At 65.9% G+C, this 18594-nt stretch carries 17 protein-coding genes; 9 read left to right on the top strand and 8 right to left on the bottom strand.

What is annotated here, in order from left to right; all coding sequences use genetic code 11:
* Positions 1-68: 68 nt before the first annotated feature.
* Both groL and groES read right to left on the bottom strand, forming a co-directional pair.
* Positions 69-1709, bottom strand: coding sequence for a chaperonin GroEL (gene groL / locus QQL87_RS14155; RefSeq protein WP_231326070.1), 1641 nt, complete (start codon positions 1707-1709; stop codon positions 69-71).
* A gap of 92 nt (positions 1710-1801) precedes the next feature.
* Positions 1802-2119 carry a co-chaperone GroES gene (gene groES, locus QQL87_RS14150; protein WP_231326062.1) on the bottom strand — a complete coding sequence of 106 codons (318 nt, stop codon included), beginning with the start codon at positions 2117-2119 and terminating at the stop codon, positions 1802-1804.
* 378 nt (positions 2120-2497) lie between these two features.
* On the opposite strand from groES, the gene QQL87_RS14145 reads away from it, so the two are divergent.
* The 3 genes from QQL87_RS14145 (at position 2498) to QQL87_RS14135 (ending at position 5779) form a co-directional block, all read left to right on the top strand.
* A complete protein-coding gene (locus QQL87_RS14145) occupies positions 2498-2782 on the top strand; it encodes an usg protein (protein ID WP_284419118.1) in 285 nt (94 codons plus the stop codon).
* Between the two features lie 204 nt (positions 2783-2986).
* Entirely contained in the window at positions 2987-3568 is a 582-nt protein-coding gene (locus QQL87_RS14140) for a cupin domain-containing protein (protein WP_284419120.1), read from the top strand.
* A gap of 105 nt (positions 3569-3673) precedes the next feature.
* Complete coding sequence (locus QQL87_RS14135; RefSeq protein WP_284419121.1) at positions 3674-5779, top strand: acyltransferase family protein; 2106 nt, start codon at positions 3674-3676, stop codon at positions 5777-5779.
* Here the strand turns inward: QQL87_RS14135 and QQL87_RS14130 are convergent.
* Positions 5717-6967 carry a NupC/NupG family nucleoside CNT transporter gene (locus tag QQL87_RS14130; RefSeq protein ID WP_284419122.1) on the bottom strand — a complete coding sequence of 417 codons (1251 nt, stop codon included), beginning with the start codon at positions 6965-6967 and terminating at the stop codon, positions 5717-5719. The genes QQL87_RS14135 and QQL87_RS14130 overlap by 63 nt on opposite strands.
* 355 nt (positions 6968-7322) lie before the next feature.
* Here QQL87_RS14130 and QQL87_RS14125 point away from each other — a divergent pair, with 355 nt between their 5' ends.
* Complete coding sequence (locus QQL87_RS14125) at positions 7323-8540, top strand: rhomboid family intramembrane serine protease (protein WP_284419123.1); 1218 nt, start codon at positions 7323-7325, stop codon at positions 8538-8540.
* A gap of 94 nt (positions 8541-8634) precedes the next feature.
* Entirely contained in the window at positions 8635-9861 is a 1227-nt protein-coding gene (locus tag QQL87_RS14120; RefSeq protein WP_284419124.1) for an MFS transporter, read from the top strand.
* 203 nt (positions 9862-10064) lie between these two features.
* Here QQL87_RS14120 and QQL87_RS14115 read toward each other — a convergent pair whose 3' ends face one another.
* The 5 genes from QQL87_RS14115 to QQL87_RS14095 all read right to left on the bottom strand — a co-directional run bounded on the left by QQL87_RS14115 (position 10065) and on the right by QQL87_RS14095 (position 15425).
* A complete protein-coding gene (locus QQL87_RS14115) occupies positions 10065-10820 on the bottom strand; it encodes an SDR family oxidoreductase (RefSeq protein ID WP_284419126.1) in 756 nt (251 codons plus the stop codon).
* Positions 10821-10865: 45 nt separating this feature from the next.
* Entirely contained in the window at positions 10866-11624 is a 759-nt protein-coding gene (locus QQL87_RS14110) for a proteasome-type protease (protein ID WP_284419127.1), read from the bottom strand.
* A 283-nt stretch (positions 11625-11907) separates the two neighbouring features.
* A complete protein-coding gene (locus tag QQL87_RS14105) occupies positions 11908-12756 on the bottom strand; it encodes a transglutaminase family protein (protein WP_284419128.1) in 849 nt (282 codons plus the stop codon).
* A gap of 146 nt (positions 12757-12902) precedes the next feature.
* Positions 12903-13847: an alpha-E domain-containing protein gene (locus QQL87_RS14100; RefSeq protein ID WP_284419129.1), complete on the bottom strand. Its 945-nt coding sequence runs from the start codon at positions 13845-13847 to the stop codon at positions 12903-12905.
* Positions 13848-14006: 159 nt separating this feature from the next.
* Positions 14007-15425 carry a circularly permuted type 2 ATP-grasp protein gene (locus QQL87_RS14095; RefSeq protein ID WP_172113851.1) on the bottom strand — a complete coding sequence of 473 codons (1419 nt, stop codon included), beginning with the start codon at positions 15423-15425 and terminating at the stop codon, positions 14007-14009.
* A 228-nt stretch (positions 15426-15653) separates the two neighbouring features.
* On the opposite strand from QQL87_RS14095, the gene QQL87_RS14090 reads away from it, so the two are divergent.
* The 4 genes from QQL87_RS14090 to QQL87_RS14075 are packed head-to-tail and all read left to right on the top strand — an operon-like array spanning position 15654 to position 18571.
* On the top strand, positions 15654-16391 hold the full coding sequence (locus tag QQL87_RS14090) for a competence/damage-inducible protein A (RefSeq protein WP_284419132.1): 738 nt from the start codon (positions 15654-15656) through the stop codon (positions 16389-16391).
* 40 nt (positions 16392-16431) lie between these two features.
* The gene (locus tag QQL87_RS14085) at positions 16432-16755 is read left to right on the top strand and encodes a hypothetical protein (protein ID WP_284419133.1); all 324 of its coding nucleotides are present in this window, start codon (positions 16432-16434) and stop codon (positions 16753-16755) included.
* Positions 16756-16781: 26 nt separating this feature from the next.
* Positions 16782-17309, top strand: a complete 528-nt coding sequence (gene gpt / locus QQL87_RS14080) for a xanthine phosphoribosyltransferase (RefSeq protein ID WP_284419134.1) — start codon at positions 16782-16784, stop codon at positions 17307-17309.
* A gap of 14 nt (positions 17310-17323) precedes the next feature.
* A complete protein-coding gene (locus QQL87_RS14075; protein WP_284419135.1) occupies positions 17324-18571 on the top strand; it encodes a pectate lyase family protein in 1248 nt (415 codons plus the stop codon).
* The last annotated feature ends 23 nt before the right edge of the window (positions 18572-18594 follow it).

The raw sequence follows: 18594 nt of genomic DNA, 5'->3' as shown, positions 1-18594 counted from the left end.
AGGCCTGCGGGCAAAGAAAAAGGGCGCAGCTTGCGCTGCGCCCTTCGTATTTGCGAGAGGAAAGGACCTTAGAAGTCCATGCCGCCCATGCCGCCGCCCGGAGGCATCGCGGGGCCGCCGGCGTTCTTCTTCGGCAGCTCGGCGACCATGGCTTCGGTCGTGATCAGCAGCGCGGCCACGGAGGCGGCGTTCTGGATCGCGGCGCGAACCACCTTGGTCGGGTCGATGATGCCCTTGGAGACCAAGTTCACGTACTCGCCGGTCTGGCTGTCGAAGCCATAGGCGTACTGGTCCTTCTCGAGGATCTTGCCGACGATGACCGAGCCGTCCTCGCCTGCGTTGATCGCGATCTGGCGGGCCGGAGCGGAGAGCGCCTTGCGGACGATCTCGATGCCGGTCTTCTGGTCGTCGTTCTTGGTGCGCAGGCCCTTGAGCTGCTCGGAAGCACGGAGCAGGGCGACGCCGCCGCCCGGCAGGATGCCTTCCTCGACAGCCGCGCGGGTCGCATGCATCGCGTCATCCACGCGATCCTTGCGCTCCTTGACCTCGACCTCGGTCGCGCCGCCGACGCGGATCACCGCGACGCCGCCCGCGAGCTTGGCCAGACGCTCCTGCAGCTTCTCACGGTCGTAGTCCGAGGTGGTCTCCTCGATCTGCGCCTTGATCTGCTGAACGCGCGCCTCGATGTCGGCCTTCTTGCCGGCGCCGTTGACGATCGTGGTGTTCTCCTTGTCGATCATCACCTTCTTGGCGCGACCGAGCATGGCGAGCGTGACGTTCTCGAGCTTGATGCCGAGGTCTTCCGAGATCGCCTGACCGCCGGTCAGGATCGCGATGTCCTGCAGCATGGCCTTGCGGCGATCGCCGAAGCCCGGAGCCTTGACGGCCGCGACCTTCAGGCCGCCACGCAGGCGGTTGACGACCAGGGTGGCCAGAGCCTCGCCCTCAACGTCCTCGGCGACGATGACCAGCGGCTTGCCGGTCTGCACCACGGCCTCGAGCAGCGGCAGCAGCTCGTTGAGCGACGACAGCTTCTTCTCGTTGATCAGGATGTAGGCGTCATCCATCTCGACGCGCATCTTGTCGGCGTTGGTGACGAAGTAGGGCGAGATGTAGCCGCGGTCGAACTGCATGCCCTCGACGACGTCGAGCTCGGTCTCCAGCGACTTGGCTTCCTCGACGGTGATGACACCCTCGTTGCCGACCTTCTTCATCGCGTCGGCGAGGAACTTGCCGATCTCGGCGTCGCCGTTGGCGGAGATGGTGCCGACCTGGGCGATCTCGTCGTTCGACGTGACCTTCTTGGAGTTCTTGACGAGATCGGCAACGACCGCCTCGACCGCGAGGTCGATGCCGCGCTTCAGATCCATCGGGTTCATGCCGGCGGCAACCGCCTTGGCGCCTTCGCGCACGATGGCCTGGGCCAGCACGGTCGCGGTGGTGGTGCCGTCGCCAGCCGCATCAGCGGACTTCGAGGCGACCTCGCGCACCATCTGCGCGCCCATGTTCTCGAACTTGTCCTCGAGCTCGATCTCCTTGGCGACGGTGACGCCGTCCTTGGTGATGCGCGGCGCGCCGAACGACTTGTCGAGGACGACGTTGCGGCCCTTCGGACCGAGCGTGACCTTCACGGCATTGGCGAGAATGTCCACGCCGCGCAGCATGCGGTCGCGGGCGTCGACGCCGAATTTTACGTCTTTTGCTGACATGTTGGGTTTCCCTGAGTTGTATGGTCGTCTCACCCTGGATGCAGGGCGCCCGCGGGCGCTCCTTCAGGGGTGAGCGTGAGCGGATTGCGGCTTTAGGCGGCCGCCTTCTTCTTCGACGCGGTCTCGGTGATCACGCCCATGATGTCGCTCTCCTTCATGATGAGCAGCTCCTGGCCGTCGATCTTGACCTCAGTGCCGGACCACTTGCCGAACAGCACGCGATCACCGACCTGGACGTCGAGCGGAACCAGCTTGCCGCTCTCGTCGCGGGCGCCGGGGCCCACGCCGACGACTTCGCCCTGCGAGGGCTTTTCCTTGGCCGAGTCGGGGATGATGATGCCGCCAGCGGTCTTCTCTTCGGCGTCGATGCGCTTGACCACGACGCGGTCGTGAAGCGGACGGAAAGCCATACAGTCCTCCTAAGATATTGAGGCGATTTCAGTTTCTGGAATTTTGGCAGTCGGCACCGGCGAGTGCCAGCGCCTTCCCTGGAAATAGGCGAGAGTGCCGGGCCGGGCAAGGGTGTGTAGCAGAAAAATTAGCAGTCAACTGCGCGGTGTGCCAAAGCGTTCCAATAGCGTTAACGGCTCCGGAACGAACCGCGAAACCCCGTATTAGCACCCGGCCTAAGTCGCTGCTAATGCAGCATATTTCAACAGCCCGTTAAACTTTTAAGCTTGAGATGGAGCAAGGTCATGCGTCACATTTTGTCTTGGTGAGCGCATCTTCGCCGGGTGGCTCGATCCCGGTTGCCACGCCGGACATGCGCTCCAGAAACGGAGGTTGGCATGGTGTCGAAGGTTGAGGTTTCCGAGGACTTTCGGAAACAGGTGTTGGGTTATGGGCTGACGACGGCGCAGATCCTGTATCGGATGCCGGATCACCGCTCGCTGCTGCAAACCTATGTCTGGCAGAACTACGACCTGTTTCCGAAATTCCCGGCGCTGCAGGACTTCCTGGCATTCTGGCAGGAGAAGATCGAGGGACCGCTGTTCTCGGTCACGGTGGCACATTCCAAGCTGATCAAGCCCGCCGAGTTGCGCGCCGTCGACGGCATGTTCGTGCTGCATTGAGGCCACGGCGGATGCCACAACCACCGTTGTCATTCCGGGGCGCGCGTAGCGCGAGCCCGGAATCATCGGGCGGCAGGACGTGCGGAGAAATGGATTCCGGGCTCGCGCTGCGCACGCTCTGGAATGACGACCATTGTTGGAGCGCCTGCTGAGACTCTCCAAGGTGTGCTACCCTCGCGATGAGGACACGCAGGGGAGAGCACCATGGCCACCAAGAGCCGCACCACCAAGCCCGCATCACGCGCCGCCACCAAGGCTGCGCCGCGGAAGACGGCGACGCGCAGTAAGCCTTCAGCGAAGACCGCGGCCAAGCCGCCCGCGAAGCCGGGCAGGTCGGTTGCGCCTACCGCACGGAAGGCGCTCGCACGCAACGCGAGCCCGTCGTCGGCGCCACGCCGGCGCAAGCAGTCGGTCGCGATCAGCCACCACCGCGAGGAGGATTTCAAGGCCGACGGGCTGCGCGCCTATGCGCATTACCGCGACCTCGGCATTGCCGCCGCCACCCATGGTCTGGCACGCGCGCATGTCATCCGCATGCTGCCGCCGTGCAATCCGCAGGAGGTGTCGAAGCTGCACACCCACGCCGTCGACTTCCAGATGGTTTACGTGCTGAAGGGCTGGGTGAAGAGCTACCTGGAAGGTGTTGGCGAGACACTGATGAAAGAGGGCAGCTGCTGGACCCAGCCGCCGAAGATCCGGCACATGATCCTCGACTATTCCGACGACGTCGAGCTGCTCGAGGTCATCCTGCCGGCAGACTTCAAAACGGTCGAACTTACGACGTAAAGCCGACAGAAATGGATGGAAACACTTTGCCTGCGATGGACGGCGGTCGCATCGCGCGTGTGTTGACGTCCCGTTCTGCGATCGGGCGGCATGGGCTCACGGCGGATGCGTGTGCCTGCCGCATTCGCCTGCGGGCTTGCCCAAGGCGTATCCATTCCGTTGCCGCCCCTTGCTGCCCAGTTTCGCCCCGCTAAGCTCGTCGACCCGGCATCGCGCGTCGACACCGGCGCGGGCCCGGGCCATCGCGAGGACATCGACTGGCTGCGCGCCATCGCGGTGCTCGCCGTCACAGGCTTCCATTTCGAGGCGCCGGGAATTTTCGGCGGCTTCGTCGGTGTCGACATCTTCTTCGTCATCTCCGGCTATCTGATCACCGGCATCATCACGGCTGAGATCGCAACCGGGCAGTTCTCGTTCGCGCAATTCTACGAACGGCGGCTGCGCCGGTTGCTGCCGGCGCTCTATGTCATGGTGGCGTTCGCGGCGATCCCGGCATCGCGGGACATGCTGAGCTCCGAGCGGGCCGAGTTCTTCCGTTCGGCGGCGGCCGTCGTCACCTTTACCTCCAACGTCTTCTTCTGGCTGCAGTCCGGCTATTTCGATCATGCTGCGGTGGAGAAGCCGCTGCTGCATACTTGGTCGCTCTCGGTCGAGGAGCAGTTCTATCTCGTGCTTCCCGTCGTGGTCTGGGGCGTGTTGCGGATCGCGCGCGGGCGCCGGCTGGCGCTTCCGGTCACGCTGGCGCTGCTCGCGGCGGGCTCGTTCGCGCTCAGCGTGGCGCTGATCCGCGGCAGTGCGTCCGTGACGGCGTTCTTCCTCAGTCCGCCGCGGGCCTGGGAATTTCTGCTCGGCAGCCTCGTCGCCATATCGGGCCTGCCGGCGCCGCGCCCCGGTCTCGTGCAGCGTTCGGCGCGCGCGCTGTCGGTGGTGCTGATGGCAATCCCGATTCTGTCGCTGCGCCCCGGCTCAGGCTTCCCCGGCGTCAATGCGCTCACTCCGTGCCTCGGCGCCGCGCTGTTCCTGTGGAGCGGGGTCGGTGTGCCCAACCGGGCGCGCAGCCCGCTGTCGCCGCTCAGCGTGGCGGCGTTTGTCGGCCGCATCTCCTATTCGCTCTATCTCTGGCACTGGCCGCTGTTCGCCTTTGCGCGCTTCGCCAAGCCCGGGCTTGCACTGGACGGCTGGGAGCGAGCGGGCTTGTTCGTGCTGACGGTCGCGGTCGCTACGCTGTCGTGGCGGTTCGTCGAGCAGCCGTTCCGCCATCGCCAGATCGTGGCCACGCCGCGCGCCGCCTTCGGCCTCGCTGCAATGGCGAGCCTTGTTCTGCTCGCGGGCAGCGGGGTCGGCCTGCTGCGCGCCGGCGCCACGTCGGACGCCGACCGCGCGGCGCAGCGGCTGGATGCCTACAACAACTACGACATGAAGCCGGTCTATCGTTACGGCAGCTGCTTCACCACGCCGGACGGACGCGTGCCAGAGGATTGCCTCCGGCCGGTGGCCGGAAAGATCAACGTCCTGCTATGGGGCGACAGCTTCGCTGCGCATTACTATCACGGTCTCAAGACTCATCTTGATCCGGACGCCGTCAACATCATGCAGGCGAGCCAGCCGACCTGCATGCCGACCTTCAGCGCGGAGATGCAAGGCATCGCGGCCTGTCGGGCGCTCGCCGCCCAGATGCGCGACTATCTCGCGACAGCGCGGCCTGATCTCGTGGTGATGGCGGCGGACTGGCTGGAGGATGCACGGCCGCCGCGCTTTGCCGGCATGGTCAGCGACCTCCGGCTGACGCTGGCGCAGCTCCGCGGCGCCGGCATTCCCGTGGTGCTGCTCGGCCCCGCCGTGCAGTTCCGGGCGCGGTTGCCCTCGATGCTCGCGCGCGCCACCTTGCGCGGCGTCACACCGGACCCGGCGGTCTTCGTCCGCTCCGACATCTTCGCGCTGGATGCGGCGATGCAGGCGGCGCTGCCGAGCGCCGAGGGGCTGTCCTACGTCTCAGTGCTGTCGGCGGTCTGCGACGACGGCGGTTGTCCGCTCACCGCGGGCGACGTCCCACTGTCGTTCGACCATGCGCATCTGACGGCGGAGGGCTCGGCGCATGTGATCTCCAAGGTCGCGCCGCTCATCCTCCCGCGCGTGACACGGTTGAGCTCACGTCAGGACGCCGACGATCGCACCCATCAGGCAGGTGGTGAGGGTGCCCGAGACGATTGATTTGAGGCCGAGCGCGTTGATCTCCTCGCGCCGCGTCGGCGCCATGGTGCCGAGGCCGCCGATCATGATGCCGAGGCTGGCGAAATTGGCGAAGCCGCACATCGCATAGAGCATGATCAACCGCGCGCGCGGGTCGAGCGCGGTGGCATCGAGCTTCGCCAGCTCGACATAGGCGATCAGCTCGTTCAGCACCGTCTTGGTGCCCATCAGGCTGCCCGCGGTGACGGCCTGCGACCATGGCAGGCCCATCAGCCAGCACACCGGCGCCATCACGAGGCCGAGCAGCCGCTGCAGCGAGATGGCGGCGCCGCCGATGGCGGGCAGCAGCGACAGGATCGCGTTGGCAAGATAGACCAGCGCGACCAGCACCAGCAGCAGCGCGACGATGTTCATCAAGAGCTCCAGCCCGGCGCTGGTGCCCTTGACGATCGCGTCCATCGTCGAGGAGGCCTGCATCTCCGGATCGCCGAGCGCACCGCCGGTGAGCTGCTTCGAGGTCTCCGGCACCATGATCAGGCTGATCAGGATCGCCGCCGGCGCGCCGAGCACCGAGGCGATGACGAAATGCGCGGCGGCGTCAGGAATCAGCGGCGCCAGCAGCGTCGCATACAGCACCAGCACGGTGCCGGCGATGCCGGCCATGCCGCCGGTCATCACCAGAAACAGCTCGCTGCGCGTCATCTGCGCCAGATAGGGGCGGATGAACAGCGGCGCCTCGACCATGCCGAGGAAGACGTTGGCGGCCGTGGACAGGCCGACCGCCCCGCCGACGCCGAGCGTGCGCTCCAGCAGCCAGGCCATGCCGCGCACCAAAGGCGGCAGCACGCGCCAGTAGAACAGCAGCGTGGTCAGCACGCTCATCACCAGCACGATCGGCAGCGCCTGAAAGGCGAGCACGAAATCGGCGCCGGGGGCCTTGAGGTCGAAGGGCAGGGCGCCGCCGCCGACATAGCCGAATACGAACGAGGTACCGGCGCGCGAGGCGGAGGAGATCGCGCCGACGGCATCGTTGATGGCGCCGAAGGCGCGGGCCACCGCGGGGATCTTGAGCAGCACCGCCGCTGTCAGCAGCGTCACCAGCAGCCCCAGCGCGGCCTGCTTCAGCGACACCGCGTGCCGGTTCTCACCGAGCGCCCACGCGAGCGCGAGCAGCGCGACGATCCCGAACGCCGATTGCAGCTGAAGCATCAGATCCCCCGAACCCGGTGTCATTATGAGCGCAGCGAACAGGGCCGCGCAATGCCATGCGGCCATGCGGGGGCGACGATTGAGCAACTGTGGGGGCCTGCGTCACGCGGCGCCATCCTGTCGACCACCGTCCCGATCGGCGCGCGCGATCTGCCAAGCAAGGCGCGTTCCTGCTTGTCCTGTCTGCCAGCTGTGGGATGTGGGATGATCGCGGGCGTTCGTTAGAATGCGCGATATCCGCGACAGCGGGCAGTTACCAGCCGGACAAGTTCCGCTGCGACCTCAGGATGTGCCACTTACCCCTGGAAACCATTCCGCGCTAATTGAGATCCCCGTCGGATTGCGGGGGGATCTCATGACGACGAAGACATTCGGCCGACGCGGCACGGTGGCGCCTGCTCCGAGAGCGGCGTTTCAGCCGGTCGCGAGGCCGGTCGCGCCAGTTGTCGTGCCGGACTGCGCGGAGACTCCGACCGACGAGGAGACGCTGTTCCACGGCAACAAGCTGCTCGCCGATATCCCCTGTGTCACGATCGTCCTGGTCGTCGCCCTGCTGCTGATCTTTGCGCTGGAACGGCGCCTCGCGCTCGACATCGGACCGGATGGCTCGCTCGATCTCCGCTCGCTGATCGCCTATGGCGGGTCCAGCTATGACCTCGTGGTCGGCCGGCGCGAGTGGTGGCGGATCGGGCTGGCGCCGCTGCTGCACGGCAGCGAAGGGCACCTGATCGGCAACTGCATCGCGCTGTTCATCGTCGGCATCCGGCTGGAATGGCTGGTCGGTCGCGGCTGGCTGACGCTGATCTTCTTCGTCTCTGCGCTGGCCGGCGCGGTGGGCTCGCTGCTGGGCAACCCGCATGGCGTGGTGAGCGTCGGAGCCTCCGGCGCCATCACCGGACTGATCGCCGCCTTGTTCATTGCGAGCTTCGATCCACAGGCGGAGTCTACCCAGATGATCTCGCGCCTGAAAATGTCGCTGTTCTTCGGCGTGCCCGCGCTGCTGCCGCTGGCGCTCGGCGCCTCCGGCAATACCGACTATTATGCCCATGCCGGCGGCGCGCTGGCCGGCCTTGCGCTCGCCGTGCTGCCTTGGGTCGTGTTCTGGTCCTATGACAGCCTGCCGCGCATCGCCGGCAAGACGCTGGCTGTGGCCAGCGTCTGCTCGCTGGTCTGCGCCGGCTTCGCGGCGTCGCGCTATGCGTCCTACATGGCCGATGCCGCGCACTATATCCGGGCGTCGGAGATGCCGGTCACGGCCGAGCAGATCGTGCGGCGGTCCGCCGACCTCGTCAGCCGCTACCCGCGCGATCCGCGCGGGCATTTGTTCCATGCGATCTCGCTGATCGAGCAGAGGAGATTCGCGATCGCCGAGACCGAAGCGCGCGCCGCCATGACGCTCGCCGCCTCCGATGTCGCGGGCGGGCCGGTGCGGTCCGGAGCGTCGGCCCTGATGGCGATGATCCTGCTCGTGCAGGGGCGGGAGAGCGAAGCGAAGGTCATGGCCGCCGAATCCTGCGACACCAAGGTCAGCGAGGTGCGCCGCATGCTGAAGAAGACCAAGCTGTGCGCCTGACCGCGACGGAGGGGCGCCTGCGTCCGTCCGCCGTGCGGCCATGCAGCGGGTGCGATTGACAAGCCGTGGGGCCTGCGTCACGCAAGGCGCCATCATGTCCACCCTTGTCCCGACCGGCGCGCAGGATCTCCTGAAGCAGGCCGCGTTCCTGTTCTTCCTGTCGTCCCGCAGCCTGTCACGCTTCGCGAGCCAGATCGCGGCGGTGGCAATCGGCTGGCAGATCTACGATCTCACCGGGCGCGCCTTCGATCTCGGCCTGGTCGGGCTGATCCAGTTCCTGCCGACGGCCTTGCTGGTGTTCGTGGCCGGCAGCGCCGCCGATCGATTCCCGCGCAAGCGCGTCGTGCAGCTGTGCCAGCTCGTCGAGTCGCTCACGGCGCTCTATCTGTGCTGGGGCGCTTACGCCGGTCAGCTCGGCGAAGTGCAGCTGTTCGCGGCCGTCTTCGTGCTCGGCATCACCGGCGCGTTCGAGAGCCCGGCGACCGCCGCGCTGCTGCCGCTGATCGCGCCATCAGGCACCCTGCAGCGGGCCAGTGCGCTGTCGAGTGGCGCGGCACAGCTCGCGACCATTGCCGGCCCCGCCATCGGCGGTTTCGCCTATGCCGTGGCGCCCGGTCTGCCCTACGGCATCATGATGCTGTTCTGGATCGGCGGCATGGTGCTGACCGGCCTGATGCAGGTGCCTGACGATGTGCCGGCCGAGCGGCTCGATGGCAGCAAGGACGATTTGTTCGCCGGCGTCCGCTTCATCCGCGCCAATCCGGCGATTCTCGGCACCATCTCGCTCGATCTGTTCGCGGTGCTGCTCGGCGGCGTCACCGCACTGCTGCCGATCTATGCCCGCGATGTGCTCGACACCGGACCGTTCGGGCTCGGCGTGCTGCGCGCCGCGCCTGCGGTCGGCGCGCTGGCGATGACCGCAGTGCTGGCGCGCTATACGATCAAGCGGCGCGTCGGCTTGCGGATGTTCCAGGCGGTCATCGTGTTTGGCGCCGCGACGGTCGTGTTCGCAGTCTCGCACGTGATGTGGCTCTCGGTGCTGGCGCTCGCCATTCTCGGCGCCGCCGATACGATCAGCGTCGTCATCCGCTTCTCGCTGGTTCAGCTCGCCACGCCCAACGAGATGCGCGGCCGCGTCGGCGCGGTGAACTTCCTGTTCATCAACGCCTCCAACCAGCTCGGCCAGTTCGAGAGCGGGGTCACCGCGGCCTTGTTCGGCGCCATGCCCGCCGCCATCCTCGGCGGCCTCGGCACCATCGCGGTGGCGCTGCTGTGGATGAAGATCTTTCCGGAGCTGAGGAAGGTGGAAAGGCTGGAGTAGGCGGCTCCGCTCTCTCCGTCATTCCGGGGCGCGCGAAGCGCGAGCCCGGAATCCATAGCCACACGCGGCTATTTGGCACAAGCTGGACGTGGCGCCTGTGTTCGTCACAACGTCGGGTCGTGGTTATGGATTCCGGGCTCATCGCTGCGCGCTGCCCCGGAATGACGCGTGGAGAGAGCCCGTAACAGTGGCGCGAGCTGCGATCAGCCGCGTCCCACGAACGGCATCTTGGTCGCCATCACCGTGATGAACAGGACGTTGGCGTCGAGCGGCAGCGAGGCCATGTAGGCCACGGCGTCGCCGACCGCCTTCACGTCCATGCGCGGCTCCGGCATCATGCGGCCGTCCGGCTGCAGCACGCCGCCGACCATGCGCTCGGTCATCGGCGTTTCGGCATTGCCAATGTCGACCTGGCCGACCGCGATGTCATAGGCGCGGCCGTCGAGATTCGAGGCCTTGGTGAGACCCGTGATGGCGTGCTTGGTCGAGGTGTAGGGCGAGGAGAACGGCCGCGGCGCATGCGCCGAGATCGAGCCGTTGTTGATGATGCGGCCGCCGCGCGGCGACTGATCCTTCATGATGCGGAAGGCGTGCTGCGTGCACAGGAACGGCGCGGTGAGGTTGGTCGCCACCACCGACTGCCATTGCTGCAGGGTGAGATCCTCGAACGGCACCGGCGGCGCGCCCATGCCGGCATTGTTGAACAGCAGGTCGAGCCGGCCATAGGTCGACTTGACGGTGTCGAACAGCGCCGCGATCGAGGCGGGGTCCATCATGTCGGCGGACATCGGAAGGCTCATGCCGGCGGGACCGAGCTTGGCCGTCTCCTCCAGCATCTCCTTGCGGCGGCCGGCCAGCACCACGGTGAAGCCCGCGTTCATCAGCGCCAGCGATGCGGCGCGGCCGACGCCCGTGCCTGCGCCCGTCACCAGTGCGATCTTCTTTGCCGCTTCAGCCATGTTTCCTCACCTTCAGTCTTTTGCAGTTTTCAGGGGTCTGCAGTTTCAGTGTTTTGACTCGCTTTGAGTCTTGTAGGGCGGCCGTGGAATGTTGTTGTGCGCGGCGCGCAGGGCGGCCGACCAGCGCGAGCGAAGATCGTGGAAATAGGGCTCGCCGGCCTCGATGCGGTGGTTGAGATCGGCCTCGCAGGCCTCGGCCCGCACGACCAGCACGTCGATGGGCAGGCCGACGCCGAGATTGGAGCGCATCGTCGAATCCATCGAGATCAGGCCGGTCTTGAGCGCTTCGTAGAGCTCGACGTCGTAGTGCATGGCGCGGTCGAGCACCGGCTTGCCGTATTTGTGCTCGCCGATCTGCAGGTACGGGGTGTCGGTGGTGCATTCGATGAAGTTTCCGGCGGTGTAGACCATGAACAGCCGCATCCGCGAGCCCTTGATCTGGCCGCCGAACAGGAACGAGACGTCGAACGAGATGTCCTCGGCCTTCAGCGCCGGGCCTTCGGTGGCGTGGACCATGCGGATCGCCTTGCCGATACGCTGCGCCGCCTGGAACATGGTCGGCGCGTTCATCAGCGTCTCGACCTCGCCCGTTTCAGGGTCTTCCATGCCTTCGGTGAGCGTCGACAGCACGGACTGGCTGACGGCGAGATTGCCGGCGCTGGCGACCGCCACGATGCGCTCGCCGGGATTGGAGAAGATGTGCAGCTTGCGGAAGGTCGAGACGTTGTCGAGACCGGCATTGGTCCGGGTGTCCGCAATCATGACGAGCCCGTCACGCACCAGAATTCCGCAGCAATAGGTCATCGTCGTCCCCTCAAGCCAGAGCGCGAATTAGTAGCGAAATTCGGTCGAACGTCCAACCCTGACGAGACGGCTGTGGCCCGGGCGAGCGGCCGCTCCACAAAAGGTCGTCATTCCGGGGCGGCGCGAAGCGACGAGCCCGGAATCCATAACCCCGGGCGGCTGTTTGGCGAAGATGAGCGCCATGGAGATCTCGCGCCTCAATTCGTCCTGGGGCTATGGATTCCGGGCTCGCCCTTCGGGCGCCCCGGAATGACGCCCGGTGGTGGGGCGTGCGTTCCGGAATTCAGGACTGGCGCTGTGACTGCGATTGCGACTGGCCGCCGCGGCCGACCTGCTCGACCTTCACTTTCACGGTGAGCGTCTCCTGGCCGCCGCCATAGCGGGTGCCGCGCACCGGCGCTGCGCCGAGATAATCGAGCCCCAGCGCCACCCGCACATGTGCGTCCGTCGTGCAGATGCAGTTGGCGGCGTCGAACCCGACCCAGCCGAGGTCCGGAATGAAGGCTTCGGCCCAGGCATGGCCGGCCTCTTGATGCACCGCACCATCGGAGCGCAGGAAATGTCCGGCCACGAAGCGGGCCGGAATGCCGCCGGCGCGCGCGCAGGCAATGAAGATATGGGCGTAATCCTGGCAGACGCCGCGCCGCAGACCGAACGCCTCCGTGGCCGAGGTGCCGCTGTGGGTCGGGCTCTCGTCGAAGGTCATGTGCTCGTAGATCTGCGTCATCAGCGTGTGCAGGAAGCCGAGCACGTCGCTTTCCGATTCCGCGCGCAGCTCGCGCGTGATGGCGGTCATGGCGGCGTTTGCAGCGGTGAGCGGGGTCTGCCGCAGGAAGAAGCCGGGCGGAAACCGCTCGTCGGCGCCCTTCAGCACGCCACCGGTGTCGTGGGTCTCGACCAGGCCTTCGGCCGTGATCGTGAGGTCCTGGAGGGCGCCATGGGTGATCACATGGGTGAGGTTGCCGAAGGCGTCCTCATGCATGTCCAGCCGCGAATCGGTCGACACGTCGATCTGCCATTCCGCCACATATTGGCCGTCATGGCTGCCTGGCGTCATCCGGATGATCTGGATGACGCCGGTCGCCGCCGGCTCGTAGCGGTAGGTGGTGGAATGAGAGATACGCAGGCGCATGGCGGTCGATCGGTCTTGTGAGGTGGCTTACCGCGGTAACTCGTTTCACGTCCCCCCGAAAGGGCAGGCCGTCCCTGGGCTGGACCGAGGAGCGAATCGGGGCTCCAGGCGTGGTCTTGCGGCCACAGTCCGGCGCGCCACCCCCGTCAGATCAGGTACTGCTTGGTGATGATCTCTCCCAGGCGCGAATTGTCGGAGATGAACTCCTGGATGAACTCGTGCACGCCGCGCTGGAAGATGTCGTCCATGTTGGAGTGCTCGAGCCGGTTGCGGACGCCGCGCGCATGGCGCTGGGACGGACCCTGTCGGCCATAGGCCACGCCGATCTGGTCGAGATTGCGGACGAGATTGCCGTAGCAGCTCGCCAGCGAGCGTGGCAGCGTGTCGTTGAGGATCAGCAGGTCCGCGATCAGCCAGGGCTTGAGCGTCTCGCGATAGACCCAGTGATAGGCCGTCAGCGCGGAGACCGAGCGCAGGATCGAGGTCCACTGGTAGTAGTCGAGCGGGCCGCCGACATGCTCCTCCTCGGGCAGCAGCACGTGATATTTCACGTCGAGAATGCGCGCGGTGTTATCGGCGCGCTCCAGGTGCAGGCCCAGCCGCGAGAACCAGTAGGCGTCGTTGCGCAGCATGGTGCGGTAGGCCGAGCCGTCGAAGCGCAGCGAGGTCTCCTGCACGAAGCGCAGGAAGCGCGCCAGCTCCTCACGGGTCTTGGCGCCCTTGCTCCACACCTCCTGCAGCTCGATCCAGGAGCCGTTGATGGTGTCCCACATCTCCGACGTCAGTGCTGTCCGAACCGAGCGGGCGTTGAGACGGGCGGCCTCGATGCAGTTCTTGATCGAGGACGGATTGGACTGGTTGAACGAGAGATATTCGACGACGTTCTGCTCGTTCGCCTCCGGATAGGCCTCGTAGAAGCCGGCACTGACACCGGCGGTCAGCAGCGCCGATTCCCACTCGTTGGTCTTGCCGATATAGGCCGCGGGAAGGGCGGTGACGCGCAACGTGGCGTCGATGGTGCGGGCGAGATACTCGGCACGCTCGACATAGCGGGCGAGCCAGTACAGGTTTTCGGCGGTGCGCGACAGCATGGGCACTAACAGTCGTTGTCCCGTCCCCCGTGCGGGGGAGGGGCAGGGAGGGGGGTAAGCAATGAAGGTCGTCGTTTGCGGCTACCCCCACCCCCGACCCCTCCCCGCAAGGGGGAGGGGGGCGAGAGAGCAGCACCAGCGGCGCGATGACGTGACATCTCACTCATCCAGCACCCATGTGTCCTTGGTGCCGCCGCCCTGGCTGGAATTGACCACCAAGGAGCCCTCCTTCAGCGCCACGCGGGTGAGGCCGCCCGGCACGATGGTGGTGCGGTCGCGCCCCGTCAGCACGAACGGCCTGAGGTCGACATGGCGCGGCGCCAGCCCTGACGTGACGCAGGTCGGGCAGGTCGACAGCGCCAGGGTCGGCTGGGCGATGAAGCCCTCGGGCTCGCGCTTCAGCTTGTCACGGAACGCCTCGATGGTGGCCTTGGTGGCGGCCGGGCCGATCAGCATGCCGTAGCCGCCGGAGCCGTGAACCTCCTTGACGACGAGCTCGCCGAGATGGTCGAGCACGTAGGACAGGTCCTGCGGCTCGCGGCAGCGCCAGGTCTGCACGTTCTTCAGGATCGGCTCCTCGCCCAGGTAGAACTTCACGACATCGGGCATGTAGGAATAGATCGCCTTGTCGTCGGCGATGCCGGTGCCGACCGCGTTGGCGAGCGTCACGTTGCCGGCGACATAGGCCGACATCAGGCCGGGCACGCCGAGCGCCGAATCGGGCCGGAAGGTGAGGGGATCGAGGAAGTCGTCGTCGACGCGGCGGTAGATCACGTCGACCCGCTTCAGCCCCTCCGTGGTGCGCATGAACACCTCGTCGTTCTTGACGATGAGGTCGCGGCCCTCGACCAGCTCGATGCCGAGCTTGTCGGCCAGGAACGAATGCTCGTAATAGGCCGAGTTGTAGATGCCGGGCGTCATCAAGGCGACCGTCGGCTCGGCCGAGGCGCTAAGCGGCGCCACCGAGCGCAAGCACGACAGCAGCTCGTCCGGATAGCGCTCGACCGGCGCGACGCGGTGGCGCGCGAACAGGTCCGGAAACAGCCGCATCATGATCTCGCGGTTTTCCAGCATGTAGGACACGCCCGAGGGCGTGCGCGCATTGTCCTCCAGCACGATGAAGTCGTTGGCGTCGACGCGGACGATGTCGATGCCGGCGATGTGGACATAGACGTCGTGCGGGACGTCCTGGCCGTTCATCTCCGGGCGGAACACCGGGTTCTGGAAGATCAGGTCATCCGGCACGACGTTGGCGCGCAGGATGTCGCGGCCATGATAGATGTCGCGCAAGAACATGTTCAGCGCCTTGACGCGCTGCTTCAGTCCCTTCTCCAGAAGCGTCCATTCCTTGCCGGAGAGGATGCGCGGGATCACGTCGAACGGGATCAGCCGCTCCTGTGCCTCCGCCTCGCCATAGACGGCGAAGGTGATGCCGATTCGTCGGAACAGGAGCTCCGCCTCGTGACGGCGATACTCCAGCGCCTCCGGCGGCGTTTCCTTCAGCCACCGCGACAGCTCCTGATAAGCCTGACGGACGTCGCCGCCCGGCTCGTTCATCTCGTCGAACGCAACTGCCATAGATGCCCGTATGTCCCAGCCTCGTCATACACTGCATGACTCCTGGTGATGGTAGCAAGGCCCGGGCCAGCGCGATATGCATTCCTCTGCGGCATTTCGTGGGGGTTGTGAAAATCGTGCCTGAAAAACCGGCTGCGTGATGCTCAAATCCGCGGCATGGACTGCGACGTTCCGGATGACATTGGCGCCGAAGCGGGCCAAAAGAGACGCGAGCTGCGAGGAGAAACCATGAGCGACATCGTCACCGCGGGATTGCTGGTCATCGGCGACGAGATCCTGTCCGGCCGGACCAAGGACAAGAACATCGGCTTCATCGCCGAATACCTGACCAATCTCGGCATCGACCTCAAGGAGGTCCGGGTGGTCTCGGACGATGAGCCCGACATCATCGCCGCGCTGGACGCACTGCGGCACCGCTACACCTATGTGTTTACCACCGGCGGCATCGGCCCGACCCATGACGACATCACGGCCGATTCGATCGCCAAGGCGTTCGGCGTTGGCATCGACCACCATCCCGAGGTCGTGGCGCGCTTCCGCGAGCGCTGGAGCGAGCAGGAGCTCAACGAGGCGCGGCTGCGCATGGCGCGCATCCCCGATGGCGCTGAGCTGATCCAGAGCGCCACCATCCTGGCGCCCGGGTTCAAGATCGGCAACGTCATCGTGATGGCCGGCGTGCCTTCGATCATGCAGGCGATGATGGACATCGTCGCGCCCAAGCTGAAATCCGGCGTGCGCATGCTGTCGGAGACCGTCCGCGCCAATGCCCGCGAGGGTGACATCGGCGGCCCCTTGCGCGAGATCGCCAAGGCGCATCCTGACACCATCATCGGCAGCTATCCCTTCATCGACGAGGATCAGAAGCCGAATACGCACCTCGTGGTGCGCTCGCGCGACCAGGACAAGCTCTCGGCCGCGATGACGGCTGTGAAGGAGATGCTCGCCAAGCTGCATGGCGCCGTGTGAGAGCTGCACGGAACCTATGGCTCCCGCAGGGCGCGATCTGTTGTATCTTGTGGTGCTCGGTGGGCCGTTGATCGGTCTGATGCCGACCGGGGTCTACTTTCAGTTGAAGGGATGGCAGATCTACCATCGGATCGGAAACTATTCGATCGCCGTGTCGACGTTCTTTTGGCAACTTGAGCACCCTGGTTTTAATTTTCCAGGTCCCAACGTGCTGGAGGCCGTGATCGACAGGCAGCCGAGTGAGCTTCGGGCGATCATCACGGAGCATCGCCGCCGCCTGCACGTCTTCAGACGCGTCTTCCTGTGGTATCTCGGCTTGGCCGGCATGTTTCTGGTGGCCGCCGCGGTCGGACGCAGACTATGATCCTCAATCAACGGACTTGATCGCAGATGGTTGAAAAAAGTTCTGACCTCATTGCGCAGGAGCGCGCGGGCCGGGCCTTTCCGGTGTCGTGGGACCAGTTTCATCGCGACTGCCGGGCGCTGACCTGGCGGCTCAACGAGGCCGGCCCGTTCGCGGCGATCATCGCCATCACCCGCGGCGGCCTGGTGCCAGCCGCCATCGTGGCGCGCGAGCTCGGCGTGCGCGTCATCGATACCGTCGGCATCGCCAGCTACGACCACACCCGTCAGGGCGAGCTGAATGTGCTGAAGGCGATCTCACAGGACACGCTGAAGCTCGGCAGTGGCACTGGCAAGGGGCTCTTGATCGTCGACGACCTCGTCGACACCGGCAAGACCGCGCAGCTGGTGCGCGAGATGCTGCCGGACGCCCATTTCGCCACCGTCTATGCCAAGCCGAAGGGCCGGCCGCTGGTCGACACCTTCATCACCGAGGTGTCGCAGGACACCTGGATCTTCTTCCCCTGGGACACCGCGCTGTCATTCGCGCCTCCGCTGCGCGACGGGGCGGCATAACCCTTGCGTCAGAGATGACATCGACTGGTGTCGGCATGGGCCGGTTTCGGGCGCTGGCCGACATCCTCGTTGCGGCGGTTGCGGCCATCTCCCTAACGGTCCGCGCCGTGTCCGGCGCGCCGTTGCCGGCAGGTCCGGAGGGCTTCGGCGCCGGCACCACGGGGGGAAGCGGTGGCGCCGTGGTGCGGGTCACGACGCCCGAGCAGTTGAAACACGAATTGTGCCGCAGCGTCGACGCGCACGGCCTGTGCTCCGACCTCGAGCCGCGGATCATCGAACTGGTCGGTGTCATCGACTTCACCGGCCGTGACGGAGCGAGCGCCAGGCCGGGCTGCGACTATGGCAAAGTCTGCGAGGCGCCGTTCCAGACCGAGAGGCTGGTGAGCCCGGGATCGAACGATACCCACTGCGACGGCCGGCCGATCCGTCAAATCTCGTTCGATGCGGCAGGCGTCCGGCCGCTTGCGGTCGGGTCCAACAAGACGCTGATCGGCCTGGGTGCGAACGCGACGATCAGGGGCAAGGGTCTGACGCTGCGCAGCGTCCGCGACGTGGTCATTCGAAATTTGACCATCAGCGACATCAATGCCGGGATCGTCTTCGCCGGCGACGCGCTCACGCTCGGCAATGCCGATCACATCTGGATCGACCATGATCGCTTCCACAACATCGGACGGCAGATGATCGTCGGCGGCTACGAGCCCACGACCAACGTCACGATTTCCTGGAACGAGTTTGACGGCACCAGTGTGTTTTCGCATGACTGCAATGGGGCCCATTACTGGAACCTGCTTCTGCTCGGCAGCCCCCAGAGCATCACGCTGTCGCACAACTATTTTCATGATTTTTCCGGCCGGGCACCGAAAGTCGAGGGGCCGTCTGCCATGGTGCATCTGGTCGACAATTACTTTCGCCACGGCACCTGGCATGCGCTGGACGCCGCCGAGTCGGCAAAGGTGCTGGTCGAGGGCAACTACTTTGACGATGTGAAGGTGCCGATCACCGCGAGCACACATCCTGGCCTGATCTTCGGCTCGCGGGGCGAGATGGATGCCGCGCAACAGCTGCGCTGCCGCGCCGCGCTCGGTCGTGCATGTGCGGGCAACATCACCGCGTCCGTGCCGTCGGTCGATGGCTTCGCCCTTCAGGACGTTGTCCTGGAGGCGTTCAAGGCCGTGCCGAAAGCCGCACTGGCCGCGCCCGGCGCCGCGAAAGCCGCGCCGGCTCGGGTGATGGAGAAGGCCGGACCAGGACACCTGTGACCGCCTCGTGATAGAGATTGCGC

The organism is Bradyrhizobium sp. SSBR45G (assembly GCF_030159255.1).
Taxonomy (GTDB): Bacteria; Pseudomonadota; Alphaproteobacteria; order Rhizobiales; family Xanthobacteraceae; genus Bradyrhizobium.
This window is presented reverse-complemented; position numbering and strand designations above follow the sequence as displayed.

Excerpts from the sequence above, each read along its gene's own strand:
- groL (WP_231326070.1), bottom strand. The coding sequence starts at position 1,709 with ATGTCAGCAAAAGACGTAAAATTCGGCGTCGACGCCCGCGACCGCATG.
- groES (WP_231326062.1), bottom strand. The coding sequence starts at position 2,119 with ATGGCTTTCCGTCCGCTTCACGACCGCGTCGTGGTCAAGCGCATCGAC.
- QQL87_RS14145 (WP_284419118.1), top strand. The coding sequence starts at position 2,498 with ATGGTGTCGAAGGTTGAGGTTTCCGAGGACTTTCGGAAACAGGTGTTG.
- QQL87_RS14140 (WP_284419120.1), top strand. The coding sequence starts at position 2,987 with ATGGCCACCAAGAGCCGCACCACCAAGCCCGCATCACGCGCCGCCACC.
- QQL87_RS14135 (WP_284419121.1), top strand. The coding sequence starts at position 3,674 with ATGCGTGTGCCTGCCGCATTCGCCTGCGGGCTTGCCCAAGGCGTATCC.
- QQL87_RS14130 (WP_284419122.1), bottom strand. The coding sequence starts at position 6,967 with ATGCTTCAGCTGCAATCGGCGTTCGGGATCGTCGCGCTGCTCGCGCTC.
- QQL87_RS14125 (WP_284419123.1), top strand. The coding sequence starts at position 7,323 with ATGACGACGAAGACATTCGGCCGACGCGGCACGGTGGCGCCTGCTCCG.
- QQL87_RS14120 (WP_284419124.1), top strand. The coding sequence starts at position 8,635 with ATGTCCACCCTTGTCCCGACCGGCGCGCAGGATCTCCTGAAGCAGGCC.
- QQL87_RS14115 (WP_284419126.1), bottom strand. The coding sequence starts at position 10,820 with ATGGCTGAAGCGGCAAAGAAGATCGCACTGGTGACGGGCGCAGGCACG.
- QQL87_RS14110 (WP_284419127.1), bottom strand. The coding sequence starts at position 11,624 with ATGACCTATTGCTGCGGAATTCTGGTGCGTGACGGGCTCGTCATGATT.
- QQL87_RS14105 (WP_284419128.1), bottom strand. The coding sequence starts at position 12,756 with ATGCGCCTGCGTATCTCTCATTCCACCACCTACCGCTACGAGCCGGCG.
- QQL87_RS14100 (WP_284419129.1), bottom strand. The coding sequence starts at position 13,847 with ATGCTGTCGCGCACCGCCGAAAACCTGTACTGGCTCGCCCGCTATGTC.
- QQL87_RS14095 (WP_172113851.1), bottom strand. The coding sequence starts at position 15,425 with ATGGCAGTTGCGTTCGACGAGATGAACGAGCCGGGCGGCGACGTCCGT.
- QQL87_RS14090 (WP_284419132.1), top strand. The coding sequence starts at position 15,654 with ATGAGCGACATCGTCACCGCGGGATTGCTGGTCATCGGCGACGAGATC.
- gpt (WP_284419134.1), top strand. The coding sequence starts at position 16,782 with ATGGTTGAAAAAAGTTCTGACCTCATTGCGCAGGAGCGCGCGGGCCGG.
- QQL87_RS14075 (WP_284419135.1), top strand. The coding sequence starts at position 17,324 with ATGACATCGACTGGTGTCGGCATGGGCCGGTTTCGGGCGCTGGCCGAC.